This is a genomic window from Hymenobacter rigui (assembly GCF_003944715.1).
Lineage (GTDB): Bacteria > Bacteroidota > Bacteroidia > Cytophagales > Hymenobacteraceae > Hymenobacter > Hymenobacter rigui.
On the sequence record NZ_RWIT01000004.1, the window covers coordinates 286,573 to 307,364 of the forward strand.

Annotated in this window: 22 protein-coding genes; 9 read left to right on the plus strand and 13 right to left on the minus strand. The window is 60.4% G+C overall.

From position 1 onward, the window contains the following. The first annotated feature begins 305 nt into the window (after positions 1-305). Positions 306-1,598, plus strand: a complete 1,293-nt coding sequence (locus EI291_RS10310) for a hypothetical protein (protein ID WP_125419733.1) — start codon at positions 306-308, stop codon at positions 1,596-1,598. An 8-nt stretch (positions 1,599-1,606) separates the two neighbouring features. On the opposite strand, the gene EI291_RS10315 is transcribed toward EI291_RS10310, so the two are convergent. Continuing rightward, on the minus strand, positions 1,607-2,452 hold the full coding sequence (locus EI291_RS10315; protein WP_125419734.1) for a universal stress protein: 846 nt from the start codon (positions 2,450-2,452) through the stop codon (positions 1,607-1,609). 323 nt (positions 2,453-2,775) lie between these two features. On the opposite strand from EI291_RS10315, the gene EI291_RS10320 reads away from it, so the two are divergent. Beyond that, a complete protein-coding gene (locus EI291_RS10320; protein WP_125419735.1) occupies positions 2,776-4,383 on the plus strand; it encodes a protein adenylyltransferase SelO in 1,608 nt (535 codons plus the stop codon). 54 nt (positions 4,384-4,437) lie between these two features. Here EI291_RS10320 and EI291_RS10325 read toward each other — a convergent pair whose 3' ends face one another. From EI291_RS10325 to EI291_RS10355, 7 genes are all read right to left on the minus strand, one after another. Continuing rightward, a complete protein-coding gene (locus EI291_RS10325; RefSeq protein ID WP_125419736.1) occupies positions 4,438-4,830 on the minus strand; it encodes an STAS/SEC14 domain-containing protein in 393 nt (130 codons plus the stop codon). A gap of 633 nt (positions 4,831-5,463) precedes the next feature. Continuing rightward, positions 5,464-5,874, minus strand: coding sequence for a DUF6691 family protein (locus tag EI291_RS10330; protein WP_125419737.1), 411 nt, complete (start codon positions 5,872-5,874; stop codon positions 5,464-5,466). A gap of 11 nt (positions 5,875-5,885) precedes the next feature. Next, complete coding sequence (locus tag EI291_RS10335; RefSeq protein WP_125419738.1) at positions 5,886-6,446, minus strand: YeeE/YedE family protein; 561 nt, start codon at positions 6,444-6,446, stop codon at positions 5,886-5,888. 108 nt (positions 6,447-6,554) lie between these two features. Continuing rightward, a complete protein-coding gene (locus tag EI291_RS10340; RefSeq protein WP_125419739.1) occupies positions 6,555-6,893 on the minus strand; it encodes a rhodanese-like domain-containing protein in 339 nt (112 codons plus the stop codon). A 42-nt stretch (positions 6,894-6,935) separates the two neighbouring features. Then, positions 6,936-8,291, minus strand: coding sequence for an MBL fold metallo-hydrolase (locus EI291_RS10345; RefSeq protein ID WP_125419740.1), 1,356 nt, complete (start codon positions 8,289-8,291; stop codon positions 6,936-6,938). Positions 8,292-8,378: 87 nt separating this feature from the next. Next, positions 8,379-9,194, minus strand: coding sequence for a sulfite exporter TauE/SafE family protein (locus EI291_RS10350; protein WP_125419741.1), 816 nt, complete (start codon positions 9,192-9,194; stop codon positions 8,379-8,381). Between the two features lie 70 nt (positions 9,195-9,264). Then, positions 9,265-9,582, minus strand: a complete 318-nt coding sequence (locus EI291_RS10355; protein WP_240635485.1) for an ArsR/SmtB family transcription factor — start codon at positions 9,580-9,582, stop codon at positions 9,265-9,267. Positions 9,583-9,971: 389 nt separating this feature from the next. Here EI291_RS10355 and EI291_RS10360 point away from each other — a divergent pair, with 389 nt between their 5' ends. Continuing rightward, complete coding sequence (locus EI291_RS10360) at positions 9,972-11,483, plus strand: NCS1 family nucleobase:cation symporter-1 (protein WP_125419742.1); 1,512 nt, start codon at positions 9,972-9,974, stop codon at positions 11,481-11,483. Between the two features lie 37 nt (positions 11,484-11,520). After that, positions 11,521-12,261, plus strand: coding sequence for a hypothetical protein (locus tag EI291_RS10365; protein ID WP_125419743.1), 741 nt, complete (start codon positions 11,521-11,523; stop codon positions 12,259-12,261). Between the two features lie 12 nt (positions 12,262-12,273). Here EI291_RS10365 and EI291_RS10370 read toward each other — a convergent pair whose 3' ends face one another. Both EI291_RS10370 and EI291_RS10375 read right to left on the minus strand, forming a co-directional pair. Continuing rightward, a complete protein-coding gene (locus tag EI291_RS10370; RefSeq protein ID WP_125419744.1) occupies positions 12,274-12,858 on the minus strand; it encodes a hypothetical protein in 585 nt (194 codons plus the stop codon). After that, complete coding sequence (locus tag EI291_RS10375) at positions 12,855-13,784, minus strand: peptidase associated/transthyretin-like domain-containing protein (protein WP_125419745.1); 930 nt, start codon at positions 13,782-13,784, stop codon at positions 12,855-12,857. Before EI291_RS10375 ends, EI291_RS10370 begins: the two co-directional genes overlap by 4 nt. A 99-nt stretch (positions 13,785-13,883) precedes the next feature. On the opposite strand from EI291_RS10375, the gene uvrA reads away from it, so the two are divergent. The 4 genes from uvrA to EI291_RS10395 all read left to right on the plus strand — a co-directional run bounded on the left by uvrA (position 13,884) and on the right by EI291_RS10395 (position 17,611). Next, positions 13,884-16,421, plus strand: a complete 2,538-nt coding sequence (gene uvrA / locus EI291_RS10380; RefSeq protein WP_125419746.1) for an excinuclease ABC subunit UvrA — start codon at positions 13,884-13,886, stop codon at positions 16,419-16,421. A gap of 227 nt (positions 16,422-16,648) precedes the next feature. Beyond that, positions 16,649-16,915: a hypothetical protein gene (locus EI291_RS10385; protein WP_125419747.1), complete on the plus strand. Its 267-nt coding sequence runs from the start codon at positions 16,649-16,651 to the stop codon at positions 16,913-16,915. A gap of 29 nt (positions 16,916-16,944) precedes the next feature. Then, entirely contained in the window at positions 16,945-17,286 is a 342-nt protein-coding gene (locus EI291_RS10390; protein ID WP_125419748.1) for a hypothetical protein, read from the plus strand. 49 nt (positions 17,287-17,335) lie between these two features. Then, complete coding sequence (locus EI291_RS10395; protein ID WP_125419749.1) at positions 17,336-17,611, plus strand: hypothetical protein; 276 nt, start codon at positions 17,336-17,338, stop codon at positions 17,609-17,611. A 133-nt stretch (positions 17,612-17,744) separates the two neighbouring features. Here the strand turns inward: EI291_RS10395 and purU are convergent, their stop codons facing one another. Beyond that, positions 17,745-18,578 (minus strand): formyltetrahydrofolate deformylase, encoded by an 834-nt coding sequence (gene purU / locus EI291_RS10400; RefSeq protein ID WP_125419750.1) that lies wholly within the window; start codon positions 18,576-18,578, stop codon positions 17,745-17,747. Positions 18,579-18,785: 207 nt separating this feature from the next. Here purU and EI291_RS10405 point away from each other — a divergent pair, with 207 nt between their 5' ends. Then, positions 18,786-19,787: an SDR family oxidoreductase gene (locus tag EI291_RS10405; protein ID WP_125419751.1), complete on the plus strand. Its 1,002-nt coding sequence runs from the start codon at positions 18,786-18,788 to the stop codon at positions 19,785-19,787. 79 nt (positions 19,788-19,866) lie between these two features. Here EI291_RS10405 and EI291_RS10410 read toward each other — a convergent pair whose 3' ends face one another. Continuing rightward, positions 19,867-20,343, minus strand: coding sequence for a hypothetical protein (locus tag EI291_RS10410; RefSeq protein ID WP_125419752.1), 477 nt, complete (start codon positions 20,341-20,343; stop codon positions 19,867-19,869). Between the two features lie 10 nt (positions 20,344-20,353). After that, positions 20,354-20,776: a DUF3592 domain-containing protein gene (locus tag EI291_RS10415; RefSeq protein ID WP_125419753.1), complete on the minus strand. Its 423-nt coding sequence runs from the start codon at positions 20,774-20,776 to the stop codon at positions 20,354-20,356. Positions 20,777-20,792 lie beyond the last annotated feature (16 nt).

The following is a 20,792-nucleotide window of genomic DNA, read 5'->3' on the forward strand; positions in this document are numbered from 1 at the left end:
GGGTAAGCGGGCCAATTTCTCAGGGTGGAGTGGGCGAGCTGGTACGAAAGAAAGCGGAAAGAAAGCACTGCATACGCCCCGCAAAGATACGCAGCCGGCCGTTGCCGCGCGGCTGAGCGAGGTGGTAACTACCGGCTAGCTCGGCGAGGTTGCGGACTGTTGCGGCGCAAAAAGTACGGCCGGCTGCAACCGTGGTGCTTGGCGGTGGCTCTTGGGGGCGCGGCGTGTAGCTTTGGCCAGAAACCTGATGGCACACAGCCGTGAGGGCAGCCGCGGGGGCTTTTCGACCTGTATGTAACCATTGTATGCGCGTTTTCACGTTGGCTGCTATCAGGCAGATTCAGGATTTCCAGTTTCTCACCGATTCCTCCGGCTACGTGCTGGCCGATGGAGGGCAGCTCTATCGGTTCCGGGGCAACCGCACCGAGCTAGTCCCGACGCCCGGCAGCTTCACCGTAACCCAGTTTCATTTTCTTGATGCCACGCACGGGGCTGTAGCGGGCAACCTGCGGCCGGCGGCGGTGCCGTTGCTGCAGGGTAGCGTAGGGGCGGCCTCCCTGCTGCCGGTGTTGCTGGGGCTGGTGGTGCTGCGGCGCTGGCCCGGTGGAGCTTGGGGGCGCGGAGCCGGTTTGGCAAGCCTGCTGCTAGCGGGCGGTTTGCTGCTCGGGTGTGGCCGGGCGTGGCAGCAGTTTCGCTCTCCCGACGCGGCCTCGGAAGGCGTGACGCACCTCAGCCGCAGCCAGCTGCACGCATTTGCCGGTGGGCATACGTACTTCGCCAACAAAGGGCAGCCGGCCTTCGTGGCCCTGACCCAAACGGCCGGGGCCAGTTGGGAAACCCATTCGATGCCGACTAATTTTTACGTCTCGGCTCTCACGGCCATTGGCCGCAATTTTCTGGTGGGCACGTATGCCAATCCATACGAAGGAACCCGCAGCCCCATGCACGCCGATGGCGACGTTTGGGTGTATGGCCGGGATTCTACCTTCAGTCCCGAGCTGGCCCGCAACAGCCCGGCGCGGCCGTACGGGTTGTCGGTGCACCGGGCCATTCGGGGGTTCAGCTTCTCGGCTGCCGGCGACCAGCTGTTGATTTTTGGTAGTGACCGGATGCCGACCCTGCCGCCCGATGAAATCAGCGCCACGGCTGGCAATATCTACGCGCTGCCCGTGTCGTTGCATCCACCTTACCGCCTGCTCGATGTGCCCGATACCGTGGAAGTGACTTCCCTGGCCCAAGCCGATACCGGCGAGCTGTGGGCCACGCTGGATAACCGCAAGCCGCGCCGCGCCAAAGGCATTCTGCGCTACGTTCCGCTGCCTACCCGGCAGCTACTGCGGTTTTCCCAGGGGCGGTGGCAGCCGGTGGCGTTGCCCGAGGCACAGAGTTTCGGGCAGGTAGCTTTTGTTGCGGGTACCGGCAAAGGCTACCTGCTGACCGCAGTCGGCCAGGTGCTGGCTACTACCACCAGCGGGGCCCAATGGCAACCCACCAACCTGCGCGACATTCGCCGCATAAAACCCTGGCAACAGGCTATGACGCTCCAGCAGAGAGCCAACCAACTCCTCGTCCTCGCAACCGAGACACCTCGCGAATAAGAACTTGCTCAGGCATGTACCGTCATCACGGGTTGCCGGGCGTGCAGGGCCACGGCTTCGGAGGTGCTGCTCTGGAACAGGTGGCTGAGGGCGGAGCGGCCGTGGGTGAGCATTACCACCAAATCGGCGTGGGCCTGCTCGGCAAAGCGCGGAATACCGGTGCTTACCCGGGGCGAGTCGAATACCTCGGCCTCGTAGTGGGTAAGCTGGTGGCGGCGGGCAAAATCCTCCATAGCGTGCAGAGCGGCCCCGTGCCGGTCGGCGGAGGGTGTCACGTCCAGCAGGTGCAGCGTGGCTTCCGGGAACATAGTTTGCAGCTGCTGCAGGCCAGGTACGGCGCGGTCGGCCTCGGCCGTAAAATCGGAGGCAAAAACCAGGTGCTGCACGGTGAAGTCGGTAGCCGGATGCTTCACGGTGAGAACGGGACAGGGAGCCAGTCGCATCACCTGCTCTGTGTGCGAATCCAGGAAAAACCGCGTCCAGGAGGTGTGCTCGTGGGCCCCCATTACCACCAGATCAATCCGATGCTCCCGGATAGTTTCGAGTACGGCCGGCTCAAACTCGGTGGTGACCACCAGGTCGCGCACCGGCACGTCGGGCATCAGCTGGTGGGCTTCAGCCATCCACTCGTGCATGCGGCGCTTGGTAGCCTGCAGCAGTTTGATCATGTACACGTTACTGAGTCCGTCGCCGGGCACCTGGCCGCCCGAGGTGGCAATACCGGTAGCCGGCGGTGCATCCACCACGTGTAGCAGCGTGACGTGGCCATTGCTGCGGTGGGCCAGTTGCAGGGCGGCCTCAAAGGCATAGTGCGCCTCACGGGAAAAATCGGTGGGAACGAGCAGGTTTTTCATGATGCAAAAGCCGGGAATTAGGTGCAACGGAAGAACAGTAACCGCGTGGCCAGCAGGGGAGTACGCCGGAAAATATAGTATATTTCTTATTCAAATACAACTATTAATTGTTGAATTATTACAATATACCTGCCATTGCACCGAAGGCGGCTATTTGCCCGGCTAACGGTGCCTACGGCCCCTGCGTGTGTCTCTCGCTTAGGTTAACCCACAGTGCCCGCGCCGGGTGCCGGCCCCTGCATCCCGAAACAATCAAATAAGTTGCCGGTACGTAGCTTTCCGTCTATCTGGCATTATTCCCCCAGACCTGCTGTTTACCACGCATGACTTCCCCCCTTCACCCCCTCGACCAGACCACATTTACCAACTCTTTCGTGGAGGAGCTGCTCGGCGACCCATCCCGCGAAAACGTGCCCCGCCAGGTGCCCGGCTACCACTACTCGCCGGTGCAGCCCACGCCCGTGGCCGACCCGCGCCTGTTTGCCTGGTCAGCGGAGCTGGCGGCTTTTCTGGGCGTGATGCGCCCGCCCGAGCAGGGGCCGGGCGTGGAGCTATTGGCCGGCAACCGTGTGGCCGCTACCATGCAGCCCTACGCCGCCCGCTACGGCGGCCATCAGTTTGGCAACTGGGCCGGGCAGCTGGGTGATGGGCGGGCCATTTCCCTGGGCGAATTGCAGGCCACAGATGGCTCACGCTGGGAGTTGCAGCTGAAAGGGGCCGGCCCCACGCCGTATTCTCGCCGGGCCGATGGCCGGGCGGTGCTGCGCTCTTCCATTCGCGAGTTTCTGTGTTCCGAGGCCATGTACCACCTGGGCGTGCCCACCACCCGGGCCCTGAGCCTGGTGAGCACCGGCGACGAGGTAGTGCGTGACATGTTCTACAACGGCAATGCCCGGCCCGAGCCGGGGGCCGTGGTGTGCCGCGTGGCCCCGTCGTTCGTGCGCTTCGGTAATTTCCAGATTCTGCTGGCCCACCAGGAGCTCGACAACCTGCGCCAGCTGGCCGATTACGTGATTCGTCACCACTTCCCGGAGCTGGGTGAGCCCTCAGAGGCGGTATACGCGCAGTGGTTTGCCGAAATCTGCCGGCGCACGGCCGTAATGGTGGCACACTGGATGACGGTGGGCTTCGTGCACGGAGTGATGAACACCGACAACATGAGCATTCTGGGCCTTACCATCGACTACGGCCCCTACGGCTGGCTGGAACCCTACGAGCCCGGCTGGACGCCCAACACCACCGATTTCAGCACCTACCGCTACGCCTTCGGGCAGCAGCCCCGGGTGGCCCTCTGGAACCTGATGCAGCTGGCCCAGGCCCTCTCGCCGCTGGTACCGGATGCCACCACCACCCTGCGCCCTGCCCTCGACCTCTACGCCGCCACCTTCAACCAGACGCGCCAGGCCATGTTGCTGCGCAAGCTTGGCCTCACGCCCCTGCCCGATGGCCGGCCGGACTATGCCCTCACCAAAGCACTGCACACTGCCCTGGAAACCTCGGAAGCCGACATGACGCTATTTTTTAGGCGGTTGTCGCACCTGGTGCCGGCCCTGTTGGCGGGGGCAGATGATCAGACGGCGACATTTCAGTCATTCATCGAAGAAGTCAGCTACAACCCGCTGGGAGCCGTGCACACACCGCTGCTCGACTGGCTGGCCCGCTACGCCGAGCGGCTACAGCAGGAAACCGCTGCGCCCGAGGCCATCCGGGCTGGTATGCTGGCCGCCAACCCCAAGTACGTGCTGCGCAACTACCTGGCGCAGCAGGCCATCGAAGCCGCCGAAGCCGGCGACCTGACCGACCTGGAACGACTCTACCACGTCCTGAAAACCCCCTTCGAAGAGCACCCGGCCTACGAGGACCTGGCCGCCAAGCGCCCTGAGTGGGCCCGCACCAAACCCGGCAGCGCCACCCTTTCCTGCAGCTCCTAGAACGAGTTGCTGGTTGCTGGTTTGAACGACAACCTGCAACTAGCAACCAGCAACTCAAACCTGCCGGAGCAGCCAGGTGTAGGCCGCCGCCACGTCGTCGAAGAGGAGCACAGTAGGCGCAGTGACGAAGCGCATGGCGGTTTCCATGGATTTGCGGGCGGGCCAGTACGGCGGACACACCCAGGCCACGTGCCGGATGCCCTGCCGGGCCAACCGGTAGTAGTATTCCGTGCCTACCCACCGGGCACCCTGTTCCCAGTCGCTGGTTACCTGGCTATTGTCGTTGAGCATTTTGTGGCAGGGACGCTGCGCCAGGTAGTGCAGTACTTCCTCGCCCCCGGTCCGGGCCGAGTGGGCATCATGAGCGCCTTTCCATTCTACATAGAGCCACTGATGGTTGGGGTCGAAGGAGATGGATAGGGAAGGCGTATCGAATAGATGCTCCATAATGGGGCGAAGAGGGGAGAGTCAGCAGGGCCGCGCACTTGCGTAGTACCGGAAGATAAGAGAAAAGTACAAGACCTGCGAAGCCACCTGCCTCGCTGGATCGGTATACCCGCATTTGCCCGCAATAGATATTTGCATCCATTGTATCACCTGACAAGCATAGCACTGCTGCCGATACTTCTTGGCGCAATCAAAAGCAGTGTACAGCCCGACCACTTGCCAGCCGGCTTACCATGCACTCTTGGCATCTGGTTTTGCGAGTCGGCGGCTGGCCGCTGAGCTAAATTGTCCTTCTCAGCAGGTAGGGTGCCAGCACGCCGCGAACCGCCGTTTTCAGGCCCATCTTCATTTCCCCCTGCCCGGCCCAAGGGAGCAGGAGCGGCTGTGGGGGCAGGCCTGTGGCGGCACGCTCAGCTGGACCGGGAGGTGAACTTTTCGGCACCAGCTGGCCGGCGGAGCCATTGGTAACGTGCTGCGCTACTGTGTGCTGGCAAGCCGCCAGGAGGGCGCATCTCACCCCACCACCTCCGCTGATATAATCCGCGGCGTGCAACGGGAACTGGTCAGGGGCGAAAAGATGGCATAAGAGCCGGTTGAACAGGTGCCCACTTTCGGAGCAGGAAGGCTCTGGGCTTAGTGCGGGAGTTTGTCGCGCAGAGCACTATAAGTCCAGGTGCCGGCCAGGGCCGCGAGTATCAGCACGGCCGCGCCGGCTACGCCGCTACCCAACTGGGCAAACATTGGTCCGGGACAGGCACCGGTCAGGGCCCAGCCCAGCCCGAAAATGATGCCGCCAATCCATGTGCCGTGGCTGTACTGCTTATCGGCAATGCGGATTTCCTCGCCGTTGATGGTCTTCAGGCGGTTGCGCTTGATGAGCTGAATAGAAATCAGGCCCACCACAATGGCTGAGCCGATGACGCCGTACATGTGGAACGACTGAAAGCGGAACATCTCTTGGATGCGCCACCAGCTCACCACTTCGCTTTTCGTGAGAATAATGCCGAACAGCACGCCCAGCCCCAAGTATTTCAGATTTTTCATGGTACCGGAAGTTAAAATAGCAGCGGATAAAACACCCAGGTCATCAGCAGCCCGCCCACGAAGAAGCCGATAACGGCCACCAGCGACACCCACTGCAGATTGGAAAGACCCGAAATAGCGTGGCCCGAGGTACAGCCCCCGGCGTAGCGCGTACCGAAGCCGACCAGAAAGCCACCCAGCACCAGAAATACCCAGCCTTTCCAGTTCGAGAGATTTTCCAGAGCGAAAAGCTCCTTAGGTAATAGCCCCGAAAAATCCGTGAGGCCCATCTGCGCCTTCAGGTCGCGCACGGTTTCCGGGGAAATGGCAATGGTATCGGGGTGGCCCAGCACCCGGTAGCCGATAAAGCCGCCGATGCCGATGCCCAGCACGAAAAACAGGTTCCACATTTCGGCGCGCCAGTTGTACTGCAGAAACGGAATGTTGGCGGGCAGGCACGCGGCGCACATGTGGCGCAGCGACGAGCTGATGCCCAGAACTTTGTTGCCGATAAGCAGCAGGGCGGGTACAGTCAGCCCGATCAGGGGGCCAGCCACGTACCAGGGCCAGGGCTGGCGAAGTAACTCAAGCATGAAAGCAGGTCAGAGGAAGAATACGGAAGGAAAAATGGATGCAGGTCTGCCGGCAACTGCCGCCGGCCAGAATTCCTGAAAACGGTATCCGTACGAGGAGCCAAGGGGTTATCGAACCAGCTTTTCGGGCCAGTCGAGCACGCCGCCCAGCAGGTTGGCGACATTGGCAAATCCTGCTTTGGTAAGCTGGCCGGCGGCGCTGGCTGAGCGGGCTCCGCTGCGGCAGTACACGTAGGTAGGCTTTGATTTATCCAGCGCCGCCGCGCGCTGGGCGAAGTCGGGGGCAGTAACGTCGATGTTCACCGCTCCGGGCAGGTGGCCGCCGGCAAACTCATCGGGGCGGCGCACATCCAGCAGCGTCACCGGGTGTCGGCGCAGGCCTTCGGCAAACTGCGCTGGCGTCAGGTTCTGGTAAGCAGGGGCGGAGGATTTCAAAAAGTCAAACATGGCAGATAGTAGTAACAAGGTTGAAGAGAGGTGTACCCTAGACTAGTGATGGGCCAAAACCGACGGAAACGACTTCACCGCCTCGCCTAAATCCAGCACTTCGGTGCCGGGCAGGGCATCAGCCACAATGCTGGAGCCCGCCGCCGAGCGGTAGCCGCCGGCACAGTGTACCACGATGGGTTTACCGGTAGGGATTTCCCGGGCCCGCTCCCGCAGTTCTGGCAGCGGAATGTTGAGCGAACCGGCAAACAGGGGCTCGTCGCGGTGCTCCGTGGCGTTGCGGATATCCACGATGGTGTACTGCTCCGGGTGCTGGCGGAACTGCTCCACATCCAGCTGCGGCAGCGTGGCTTCCGAGGAAGGCGAGCCAATCAGGCCCCCCCTGATCAGGGCCTCGTAGCCGATTTTAACTGTTTTCCGGATCAGGTTTTCCAGGGTGGCCTCATCAGCCGCCACCAGGTAAAATGCCTCTTCCGGACCCACGATGGAGCCCAGCCAGGTTTCGAACTTGCCTCCCTGCTGGATATTCAGCGCCCCGTTCACGTGGCCCTGCTTGAACTCGGCTACGGGGCGGGTATCTACTACCAGCACTCCGGCCGCCAGGGCAGTGCCGGCAGCCAGGCGCGGCACCTGCTGCACACTGGGCGCGTAATCGGGCGCGCCGGCTTTGTTCAGGGCTACATCGTAGCCGAAATATTTGGGGATGAAGGGCTGGTCCCGGAGTAACTCCTGTACAAACTCTTCCTCACTCAGATTTCGCAGCATGGGGTTGCCGAATTTCTCATCGGCTATGGTGCTGCTGCTGGCTCCGCTCAGGGCCTTACCGCACAGGCTGCCCGCACCGTGGGCGGGGTACACCAGCACGTTGTCGGCCAGGGGCATGAGCTTATCGTGCAGGGAGTGGTATAGCTGCCGGGCCAGCTCCTCACGCCTGGCAGTCAGGTTCCCCGCCTTCTCGCGCAGGTCGGGCCGGCCCACATCCCCAATGAACAGCGTATCACCGGTGAATACGGCCACATCCTGCCCCTCGCGGCTTACCACAACGCTGATGGAATCCGGGGAGTGGCCGGGCGTATTCAGGGCCCGGAAGGTGAGCTTGCCTACCGTAAAGGACTGCCCTTCGTCAAAAGCTTGGTGCGGATAGTCGGCTCCCAGCAGCTGGCTCACGCGAATGACAGCGCCGGTGTGCCGCGCAATTTCCAGGTGCGAAGAAACGAAGTCGGCGTGGGGATGAGTCTCGATAACGCTGACGATTCTCGCGTCGTGGGCTTGGGCGTAGTCGTAATAAGGCTGCGGGTCGCGGGCGGGGTCGATGAGCACAATTTCGCGGGCACACTCACTGAGAATAGCGTAGGAGAAATGGGCCAGGCCCTTGTCTTCAAACTGTTCAATTTTCATGACCAAAGTGGTTGAGAGGTGGGTGGAGAAGCGGAAAAGGAGGGAAACCGGTAAAGCAGTTGAGTCAGGTAGGTAAACACCTGTCTATTAGTGCGTAAATGCCAGCTCGCGCAGCAGGATAAACGTGCCCATTGCCAGGGTAAACCAGCCGAAGGCCGGCTTGAGCCTAGTGCCGGGAATAAAGCGGGCCAGATACGTGCCCAGCACAATGCCCGCCAGCGCGAAGGCCAGAAAGCCCAGCAGAAAGCCCCAGGCAATGGGCGTGCCCGCACTCAAATCACCAGTGAAACCAATGAGCGAATTCAGGGCAATGATGGCCAGCGAAGTGCCCACGGCCAGCTTCATGGGCAAGCGGGCTCCCAGCACCAGCGCCGGAATAATCAGGAAGCCGCCGCCGGCACCCACAAAGCCCGTGAGCGTACCCACCACCAGCCCCATGCCCAGAATCAGCGGGTAATTGAAAGCGTGCGGCTGGTGTGGCTCTTCGCGGAGCACCTCCTCGGCCTGCTGGCTGCGAATCATGGACGTGGCGGCCACCACCATCAGCACGGCAAACGCCACCAGCACCAGCAGGTCCTTGGTAAAGACGATGCCGCCCAGCGTGAACAGCTCGTGCGGAATGGCCGGCATCAGCAGCTTGCGCACCGCAAATACGGCCAGCAACGAGGGAATCAGAAAAACAACGGCCGTTTTCAGCGACACCAGCCCCTTGCGGAAATAGCCTGACGCCCCCACCACCGAGGTGCTGCCCACCACGAACAGCGAGTAGGCCGTGCTCAGCACCGGATTTACGCCCATCAGATATACCAGCACCGGCACCGTGAGAATGGACCCGCCACCTCCCATAATGCCCAGAGAGAGGCCGATAAATATTGCCGCGAAGTAGCCGAGAAGGTGAGACATGGATGGATAGGTGAACGTATGTATTTATGAACGAGTTTTCATGTGTTAAAGCAAAAAAAAGCCGACATTTCTACAGAAATGTGCAGCCGGCCAGGCACTGAATCACATCCACCACTTCGCGCATTTTCAGCGAATAGAGGATGTTTTTGCCCTCGCGCGAGGAGCTTAGAATGCCCTTCAGCTTCATGCCCGTAAGGTGATGGGAAAGCAGGCTCTGCTCCACATTCAGTTTCTCGCTGATGTCCGTTACCGATAGGCTTTCCTGACTGGCCAGCAGCTGCACAATGGCAATGCGGGTGGGGTGGGCCGTGGTTTTGAGGATAAAGGCCACCTTCTCCATCTTCTCGGTGGTCAGGTTCAGATCGGCGGAGGCAGGAGTTGGTGTCATATGATGCTGCAAATATATGATCATTTATTCATGTGTGCAACTATGAATGATTTAAAGGTCTCACAATGCTTGTTTTTGCCTAGGCGGCGTGCGCAATAAAGCTGTGTAAGAAGTCGTCGGACTCAACCAGGAGAAACGTCATGCAGAGCGCACCACCTAGTGTGCTGGTGTTGCACAGGGCTGGGCCTGAACAGGGGTTTGCACCCATTGGGGTATAACGCTGAGCGCAGCCGAAGCGACAAAACGGCTTCGGCTGCGCTCAGCAGGGCGATGTAGCGTTGTGCTCGACACACCCGGCTTGCGTGGCGTGGCTGGCTACAGGGTGCTCATTGTGAAATGCTTGCGTAATCTGCTTTCTTTAGGACAGAACCCGTCCGCCACTTCCGCCCATGAATCCAACTGCTACCACCACCCCGGTCGATACCCCCGTGAGTGCCGGCCTGACCAGTGCCGACCTAGCCCCCGTGCCGCCCGCGGCCCGCCGCTGGACCACGGCCAACTACGCCGCCCTCTGGATCAGCATGAGCCTGTGCATTCCTACCTATATGCTGGCCAGTTCGCTTATCGGGGGCGGGATGAACTGGTGGCAGGCGTTGCTGACCATCTTTCTGGGCAATACGGTGGTGCTGGTGCCCATGCTGCTCAACGGCCACGCCGGGGCGAAGTATGGCATTCCGTTTCCGGTGTTTGCGCGGGCTTCGTTTGGGGTGCGCGGGGCCAACGTACCGGCTTTGCTGCGGGCTATTATTGCTTGCGGCTGGTTCGGTATTCAGACGTGGATAGGGGGATACGCCCTCTACCAGATGGCCGTGCTATGGATGCCGGCCCTGGGGCAGCTGCCACTAATTTTTCCGCCGAGCTGGGGCCTGGCTACTGGGCCGGCGCTGTTATTCGTGCTGTTTTGGCTGGTGAATATGTACGTGGTGTATCTGGGCGTCGACAGCATCAGGAAGCTATTGGTATTCAAGGCGTTTTTCCTGCCGGTGGCGGCGGTGGCGCTGCTGTGGTGGGCCATTGCGGCGGGCCACGGGCTAGGCCCGATTCTCAGCCAGCCGGCCAGGTTTGCCTCGTCGGCGGAGTTTTGGGCGTATTTCTTTCCGGCCCTGACGGGCATGGTGGGTTTCTGGGCCACTCTGTCGCTCAATATTCCTGACTTCACGCGCTACGCCGTGAGCCAGCGGGCCCAGGTGCTGGGGCAGGCCCTGGCCCTGCCATCATCCATGACGCTGTTCTCGTTTGTGGGCGTGGTGGTTACCTCGGCTACGCTGGTGATTTACGGCCAAACCATCTGGGACCCGGTGGTACTGGCCGGCAAGTTTGAAAGCCGGCTGCTGGTGAGCGTGGCCATGCTAGCCGTGGCCCTGAGCACTTTGGCCACCAACATTGCCGCCAACATCGTGAGCCCCGCCAACGACTTCGCCAACCTCAGTCCGCAGAAGATTACCTTCAAAACCGGCGGCTACATTACCGGCATCATTGGCCTGCTCATCTTCCCCTGGAAACTCATTGCCGACCCCTCGGGCTACATTTTTACCTGGCTGGTGGGCTACTCGGCGCTGCTGGGGCCCATCGGTGGCATCATGATAGCCGACTACTACCTGCTGCGCCGCCAGCAGCTGGATGTGCCCGACCTGTACCGCTATGAGGGCCGCTACGGCTACCAAAACGGCGTGAACTACCGCGCGGTGCTGGCCTTGATTATGGGGATATTACCCAACCTTCCGGGGTTTCTGCAAGCGGTGGGCGCTATTCCGGTTGGCGCAGTGTGGCCCTGGCTGGCGGGGCTGTACAGCTACGCCTGGTTCGTGGGTTTCTTCCTTTCGGGCGGGCTTTACGTGCTGCTGATGCAGCGGCAGGCGCGGGCCGTGGCTGTTGGTGGGCTGGTAGAGGTAGTAAACTGAGCTGGTGAAATACCACCGAAACCGTACATTTCCTGTCTTGAATACTACTGTACGGATGATTCGGTTTGCATTTGTGTTTTATCTGGCCGTTATCAACGCTGCGTTGACAATAGGCCAGACACCAGTTGCTACTGGTAGTCACCAGAAAAAAGTAATTCCTGGTGCTGGTGCCTTGGCTGAGCTACGGCAGGCGCTGGGCGCAGCGGCCACGGTAGTACCGGCGAAAGGCCGGGCTGCGTCCTTTCAGCAGGCTACTTTCAGCCAATTAAACTCTGGAATAAAGCAAACCACTACGGGCGTACAAATAGATTTGGACGACAAGCGTCTGCTGGTACTGCGGAATGACCGGACTGAACAGGAAGAAACAGGTGTGCCTACCTACCGCTACCGGGGCACGGACCGGCGGAATAGGTTTGTGTGGATAACGAAGAACCTATACGAAGAAACCAAACAGTTGCTAATCAGTCAGAAAACCGGTCGAATAACTGAAATAGCCAATGAACCCCAACTGAACCTAACCAGTGCCTTGCTCTTCACTCAGCAGAATGACTGCTATGGAATGTTTGAGGACTGCTACCCCGGATTCCAACTGTGGCGCATTGGTAAAGGGACTCTAAAACTTATTAAAGAGGTGCGGTTGAAAAACTACTTCGTGGTAAGCGGCGGCTGGGTTGCATCCAAGACAGTGCGGCTGGAAATGGCCAGCTTGCAGGACCTGATGAATGGAAAGAAAGTGGCCGATATGAAGCGGCAGTTTTTCGATGTGACGCTGAAGTAAAAGCCCCGCTGCCTATTGATAGGTCACTTCCAGTTGCACCAACTGCTCGTACCGGGGGCGGCTGGCTGAATTAGGTAGCCGTTGCCAGGCGGTGTGGGTGGTTTTGATCCAGCAAACAGCACCCGGTTGCTCTGGGCTCAGCAGCGGGCCGGTGGGCTGATAGGTGGGCAGGCTGGGAAAGCAGGTGAAATTGTTACTGCCTAGAATGGGCTCCAGTGCCACAAAAAATCCCCTGTTCGGAATCTGCAGCTGGTACGTTTGCACGTCAAACCAGTACCAGCCGTTCCAGCGTGTAGGGCAGATAAACACGTTATCAGTCAGGATATCTTCACCCGGAGCCTGGTCGGGCCCAGAAGCTTCGTAGAGGTGCAACCGAACCGGGAGGTTAGGGAAGCCGGGCGAGCCGAAGTAAATCCGAACGGCCCGTAGCTCAGCGGTGTGGGGTGATGCCACCCAGAACGCCAACTGCCAATCCGGTGCGGAATAGCCCGCGGCCTGCGTTGGCGGCGGAACCCTCTGCTGCGCGTGCCCCGCCGCCAACGACAGCAGGAGTAATAAGCCAAGCAATAGGCTGCGGCCGAAGCGGAATAGGTTCATGGCGTCACTTCTACTTCGAACATTCGCTCGTACAAAGGCCAGCAGTTTTCTTCCGGGGGCGTTGGCTGCCACTGCCGCACCGGGTATGCGTACTGCCAACTGCGCGAATCGGCCAAAGCGCACGGCGCGCGCAGAACGGGGCCTCTCGGATGATAATTCGGCATATCGTCGGGGCAAGGGTAAAAATGGTCGCCTTGCATAAGTGTTTCAAAAGCAACATAGAACCCTTGTCGGGGAGCTGGTATACCATACTGGTTCAGGTCGATGGTGGTGCTGTGGATTTTCCGGGATATGCACTGTACAACTGATTCAGTGAGCAAATCCCCAGCGGGCTGCCGTGTAAGGCTGTCCACCGCGAAAATCCGTAGTCGAAGCGGAAAAGTGGGGTCACTCATGTACGGACCTACCTCGGCGGTGCGAAGGGTAATAGTGCGGATGGTGCGAGCCGTGTGGATGTTGTTTGCCACAAAAACGGCGTACAGATTGCCCGGCCAATCTTCGGCGAGTGTTGGTGTAGCATACGGATTAACTTTTTGTGCCGCCGCCGCCGACAAGCAACTATCGGCCTTGAATTGGAAGGCGAGTTTCCGGCGGCTCACCAGCAGCGTTACGTTCCGGGCAATATCGTGCGTAACGAGGGTGCGGCCCTGATAAGCCAAAGTGGAAACGTACAGTGCATATGGCCATGCTGCGGGGCGTTTGGGAACCGGTAGTGAGAAATGCCCCTGCTGATCCGTCGCCGTCTTGCCAATGAGTGATGCCCGTACCAACACACCCGGTACCGGCTGGCGGGTAATGGAATCGAGTACGTAGCCGCTGATTATCTCAGGTCCACCAATCGTTTTCGCAGAAACTGACGAAGCGAGGTGACAGGTAGCTAGCCAGATGACTGCTAGGAGAATACCAATGATACGTATCAGGCGCATATAGTGGGATAAGTAGGGCGTCGGCAAAGAAAGCATTTCTTGGCTTCGCATACTTCCCCACCACCGCCGTATACTGCCTCTCTCATCTGCCCGACCTATATGCCTAATTCCTCTCCATCGACTACCAACCAAAACGGCTTCGTGCGGGTGCGCGGGGCGCGGGAGCACAACCTCAAAAACGTGGACGTGGACATTCCGCGCGATGCGCTGGTGGTGTTTACCGGCGTGTCGGGCTCGGGCAAGAGCAGCTTGGCGTTTGGCACCCTGTACGCCGAGGCCCAGCGCCGCTACCTGGAATCGGTGTCGCCGTACGCGCGGCGGCTGTTTCACCAGATGTCGGTGCCGCAGGTGCAGGCCATTGAGGGGCTACCGCCGGCCGTGGCCCTGCAGCAGCAGCGGGGCACGCCTACCACGCGCTCCTCGGTGGGCTCGGTCACCACGCTGTCGAACCTGGTGCGCATGCTCTACTCCCGGGCCGGCGACTATCCGGCGGGGCAGGGCATCATCTACGCCGAAGCTTTTTCGGCCAACACGCCCGAGGGGGCCTGCCCCACCTGCCACGGCTTGGGCCGCGTGTATGAGGTAACCGAGCAAAGTATGGTGCCCGACCCTACGCTCACCATCCGGGAGCGGGCCATTGCCGCTTGGCCCCAGGCCTGGGGCGGCCAGAACCAGCGCGACATCCTGGTAACGCTGGGCTACAACGTGGACATCCCGTGGCAGGACCTGCCCCAGAAGCAGCGCGACTGGATTTTGTTCACCGAGGAGCAGCCCGTGGTGCCGGTGTACCCCGGCTACTCGCCCCAGGAAACCCAGCGGGCTCTCAAGCGGAAGGAGCCGCCCAACTACATGGGCACCTTCAGCAGCGCCCGGCGGCACGTGCTGCACACCTTCGCCACCACCCAGAGCCCGCTCATGAAGAAACGGGCCCTGCAGTACATGTTGAGCACCGAGTGTCCCACCTGCCACGGCAAGCGCCTGCGCCGGGAGTCGCTGAGCGTGACGTTTGCTGGACTGGACATTGCCGACTTTTCGGCCCTGCCGCTCAAGCGGGTAGAAGCCCTAATCCGACCCTTCGCCGAGGGCAAGGCCCGCCCCCAGGCCCACGACCAGGACCACCCCGAGCAGGCCGAAGTGGCCCGTCGCATCACCCAGGATTTGTGCGCCCGCCTCACCGTATTGCTTGATTTAGGGCTAGGCTATCTGTCGTTGGAGCGCAGCACGCCCACGTTGTCGCCGGGCGAGCTGCAGCGGCTGCGGTTAGCCACACAGCTGTATTCCAACCTGTTTGGAGTGGTGTACGTGCTCGATGAGCCCTCGGCCGGCTTGCACCCCTCCGATACCCAGGCCCTGCTGAAAGCCCTGGCCGGACTGCGCCAGGCCGGCAACTCCCTGTTCGTGGTGGAGCACAACCTCGACGTGGTGCGCCAAGCCGACTGGCTGGTGGATGTAGGACCCGCTGCCGGCGAGCTGGGCGGGCAAATCCTGTACAGCGGCCCGCCCGCAGGCTTGGCCGACGTGGAGGATTCCCAGACCCGCCGCTTCCTGTACCCGGCCGCTCGCTCAGGTGAGGCCCGCACGGTACGCCACCCGCAGGGCTGGCTGCAGCTGGAAGGCGTGCATCGCAACAACCTGCACAACCTGAGCGTGCAGCTGCCCTTGGGCGTGCTCACCACCGTTACGGGCGTGTCGGGCTCCGGCAAGTCCAGCCTCATCAGCCAGGTGTTGGTGGAGCTGGTGGCCGGGCAGCTGGGCCAAGCGGTGGAAGCCGAAGAGGAAACCGAAACCGATCCGCTGGAACGCGCCGCCGCGCCCGAAACCGGCGGCCGCATCGTAGGTGGCCTGGAAACCATCAAACGGCTGGTGCGAGTGGATCAGAAGCCCATCGGCCGCACGCCGCGCTCCAACATGGCCACCTACACCGGTCTGTTCGACCACGTGCGCAAGCTGTTCGCCGCCACCCCCGAGGCCCGCAAGCGCCGCTACGACGCCGGCCGCTTCAGCTTCAACGTAGCCAAGGGTCGCTGCGAGAACTGCCAGGGCGAGGGGTTTGTGATGGTGGAATTGCTGTTTCTGCCCTCCGTGTACGCGCCCTGTCCGGTGTGCCACGGAGCCCGCTACAACGCCAAAACCCTCGAAATTCAGTACCAGGGCAAGAACATTGCTGAGGTACTGAACCTGACGGTGGATGCCGCCTGGAAGTTTTTCCGGGATGAAGCTGCCGTGCACCGGGCCCTTACGGTGCTGCGCGAAGTGGGCTTGGGCTACCTGCGCCTGGGGCAGCCCGCCACCGAGCTGAGTGGGGGCGAGGCCCAGCGCATCAAGCTGGCCACCGAGCTGCAGCGCACCGGCCGCGGCAACTCCCTCTACGTGCTCGATGAGCCCACCACCGGCCTGCATCCCGCCGACGTGGAGCGCCTGCTGGTGCAGCTCCAGCGCCTCACCGACGCGGGCAACACCGTGGTAGTAGTGGAGCACGACATGCGTGTGGTAGCCGCCTCCGATTGGGTGCTGGATATGGGCCCCGGTGCCGGCGACGAAGGCGGCCAAGTGGTAGCCCAGGGCCCACCGGCCGAGGTAGCCCAGGCAAAAGCCAGCAAAACGGCTCCGTTTCTGCGGCGGTTCCTGGGGGAGTAGCCGGGCAGTATTCTGCCGGATTGGGATAAGGACGGGCAGTGCGCCGGAAGCCCGGTCCGGCTGTGCCGGGCAGAATTTGCGTATCTTTCAGAAACGGCGTTTTCTTAAGGAAGCGCCTGATCTGCGTGCTGCCTGCAACCGGCCGCACGTTGCTTGCCGAAGCCGGTTTCCAGGTTCGGTTTACCGCCCCGCCATCCGGTCCGGCGTCCCATTTACGGGTTTCTTCCATGTCCGCCTTCTATCAGCCAACCGCCGCGCTTTTGCGGGCATTTGGCTTCACGCAGTTTGCCTCCCCGGCGGGGCAAACCCGCTACAGCCGCCCCAGTGAGTGCGGCCAGGAAACCATTGTGCTCTACTCAGATGATGAGCTGACATTGCTGGAGGCCGTGAACGGGCAGCTGTTGTATTGTTTTCAGGGGCGGATAGCGTCGGAAGCCGAGTTCCGGGTGCTGCTGCGGCAGGTAAACTGGCCGGCCGAAGTACAGACCACCTGACTTCTATTCATCCTTTTTCATCGATTCACATGACCGATTCTTACCTGCGAAGCCTGGGCTTTGTCGCTACCGACAATACGCCCAGCGCCCAACGCCCGTCGTTTGCCCACGCCTGGCGTTACCAGCACGAAATTCTGGCCCAAGATGGGGCCCGCCTGTTCATTGAGCACCCGTTGGGCATTGATGCCTGCCGGCTGAGTCTGCTGGCTGCGCCGCTGGCCGCGCAGGACGTACTGGCGTCGGTTGGCCTGCACGACCGGCCCGGGCTGGAGGCCGCCGTGCAAGCCTTTTTCACGGCGCACGGCGGAGTGGGGCAGCCGGCTCCCTACGTTGCTCCCAGCACGTTTCGGCCCTATCGGCGGCAGCTGTAGCCAAGAGTATGAGTTTTTTTCTGGTTTCTGATTTCTGTGTACCTGTCAAATGGATAAGGATTTACAATTGAGTCTGGCGAATAATGCCAAGGAGTGGCTGGCGCTTTCACTTTCTATTTCTTCGGCCGAAAAAGAGGCCTTTACTAAGGTGCACGACGGTTTTTTTGTCACGTACGGGGCTGTGTTTATGGCCCACGTGTACCGCCTCACCTTTGAGCATGCCCTGCAAAGCATGCCGGAGCAGGAGCGGAGCCGGTTGCTGGTCACGTTTCGGGAAGCCATGGGCCGGGCCATTGATGAGCACTACACGTCCACGCCATCATAGCGGGCATATCCGGGGGCGGTTGAGCCGGCCTGAAGTTGCCACCCACTAAGACGGCCCTTCCGGCAGCACTTGCGCAGTGCTGCCGGAAGGGCCGTCTTAGTGGGTGGCCGCGAGAGGTGCGGGGCAGAGTATTCTATTCGAACACAATAGTCTTGTTACGGTGCACGGCCACCTGCTCGCGGAACACCAGCGTGAGGGCGCGGGCCAAAGTCAGTTTCTCCACGTCGCGGCCGGCCTGGGCCATGTCGTGGGCGTTCTGGGTATGGTCTGTCGGGATGACGCTTTGGGCAATGATGGGCCCCTGGTCGAGCTGGTCGGTAACGAAATGGGCCGTGGCTCCGATGCTTTTTACACCACGGGCATACGCCTGTGCGTACGGGCTGGCCCCGATGAAGGCCGGCAGAAAGCTGTGGTGAATGTTAATAAGCCGCTCCGGGAAATTCGCCACGAACTCCGGCGACAAAATGCGCATGTAACGGGCCAGTACTACAAACTCCGGTTCATAATGCGCAATCTGCTGCAGTACAGACGCCTCGTGCGCTTCCCGCGAGATGCCCTCGGCGCTGATGTGATGGTAGGGCACGTTCAGGCGCTCCGTCAGCTCGCGCAGATTGTTGTGGTTGCTGATAACGGCCAGAATATCGGCCTGCAGCTGCCCGAAGAAGTGCCGTACCAGCAGCTCCGAAAGGCAGTGGTGCTCCTTGGTAGCCAGTACTACAATGCGGCGGGGCCGGTCGTCGCGCAGCCGGATGCGGGCCGAGGCGGGCAAAGCTGCCCGCAGGTCGCGCAATAGGGCTTCCTGCTCAAAGTCTCCTTCAAACTCGGTGCGCATGAAAAAGTGGCTGTCCTCCCGCTCAACAAACTCGCCGTTGCGCAGCACGTTCAGGCCGTGGCGGTACAGTATTTCGGTGATGCGGTACACCAGCCCCGGCTCGTCGGGACAGTCAATCAGCAGGAATCGAATCATAGGGGCGGAGTAAGGGTTTTTGGAGCATACGTGCCGTGGCGGACCGGTGATATGGCCCGCTGGCTGTTCCAGGAAAGCAGATGCAAATAGCCACCATTATGGCACATTTGCTTTGCGTATTAGTTCTGCCGTGCGATTAAATAGTCACTCTCACGCCTGGGTTAAGCTCGACCTAACCAAAGCCAGCTGAGTGCGTTGGAATGGGCTATGAAAGAAGACAACAAACTAAGCCGCCGTCAGGTAATAAATGGCCTGGGTGCCAGCCTGGCCGTGGCCGCTGTAAGCCCCATATTCTCAGCCGATGCCGCAGAAGCTTCTGCTCCCACTGTGCCACTCAAAGACCCTACCACCGCTTACCCGAAACCGCCCTTTAAAAAACAGCAGCAACCCTGGCCGGGGCTGGTCAGCCAGATGGACCCCAAACCCGACCACGGGGAACAGAGCTACAAAGGCTCCGGCCGCCTCAAAGGCCGCAAAGCCCTCATTACGGGTGGCGACTCCGGCATGGGCCGGGCTGCGGCCATTGCCTACGCCCGCGAAGGGGCCGATGTAGCCATTAATTACCTGCCCGCCGAAGAGGCGGATGCTAAAGAAGTAATTGCCCTTATTAAAGCGGCTGGGCAGAAGGGGGTGGCCATTCCCGGCGACATCCGCGACGAAGCATTCTGCAAAAAGCTGGTGGCCGAAGCCGTACGCCAGTTGGGTGGACTGGATATTGTGGTCAGCAACGCCGGCCGCCAGCAGCAGCGGCAGTCTATTCTGGACCTCACCACCGAGGATTTCGATGCGACGATGAAAACCAATATCTACGCGCCGTTCTGGATTATCAAGGCCGCGCTGCCGCATCTGCAGCCAGGCTCGGCTATTATCGGCACCACTTCTGAACAGGCCACCGACCCCTCAGCCGACCTGTATGACTATGCGCAGACCAAAGCCGCTACCACCAACTATGTCCGTTCCCTGGCCAAGCAGCTGGCTCCGAAGGGTATTCGGGTGAACGGTGTAGCGCCTGGCCCCATCTGGACGCCCCTGCAGGTAAGTGGCGGTGCTACCCAGGAAAAGCTGGTGCAGTTCGGTGGTGATACGCCCATGATGCGCCCTGGCCAACCCGTCGAGCTGGCCTCCATCTATGTGCAACTCGCCGACCCGCAGGCCAGCTATGCTACCGGGCAGGTGTATGGTGCGGCCGGTGGCAAAGGCATGCCCTAACAAATAGCCATGCCACTTTAACACATAACGCCCGGCCACTTAAATAGCCGGGCGTTATGTGTTAAAGTGGCACGTTGATTCAACCGGCAGCCGGTAGCCAGTTATGCAGCAGGGTTTCGGCATCAGCTCGTTGGCGGGAGGTGGAAACCAGCGTCAGTACAATAGGGTTGGCTTCTGTTGTTTCCAGCGTCAAATAATACTGCTCTGGTTTCTCTCCCTGTATAATGGCGGCGCTACGTACTATAGAGCGAGTTGCTGCGAGTGTTTTCTCCGATTCCCCGCGCCCGTTGAGCCAGTCGAGACGCAATTCAGTTTCCAATAGAGTGAGCCGAACCCGGCGAATACTCCACCAGATACCTACCCCTAAAGCCAGTACCAGCACCGCCACCAAGCCGCCCACCACCAATAGGCCGGTATGATAGGTCAGGTGAAAATCGGGGAGAAAAAGGAACGTTAGGACCAGCAGCAACGGCGTCAGAAAGCTGCCTGATAGTACCCTTGTCAGCCGGCTGTTGTCGAAAATGCGCAGGTCAACAGAAACGGGTAAAGTATGCATGGCAGATGCTTTACAACTGCTGGTAAATAAGCCAAAAGCAATATCCTATACCTGCTACTCCAGACAGCAGCAGCAGGTACGCAGCAATTCCTGATCCGCTGGAGTTAACAGTAAATTCTTCCGGGTTAGCAGGGTTGTATAAAATATCCACTTGCTGGCCTTCCCGATAATTGTCCTCATCAGGGGATGAAAGTTGCCAGTAACTTTTCGTAACCCACTGCTTATCTGCCGTTACAAAGCGAATCGAGTGATAGTAGATACCCCGGCCATCGAAGAACGTAAACCAGGTATCATCCATAACGCTGGTTACCAGACCAGTGGTTTGCTGGCCATGCGCTTGCAGGCGCAGATACTTACTGCGTAAGGAGTTGCCCATAAGCAGGCCGAAAGCACTGACTATAAACCACAAGAAAAGCTGCGTATCGGAACCCATACCTATTGTAGGTATA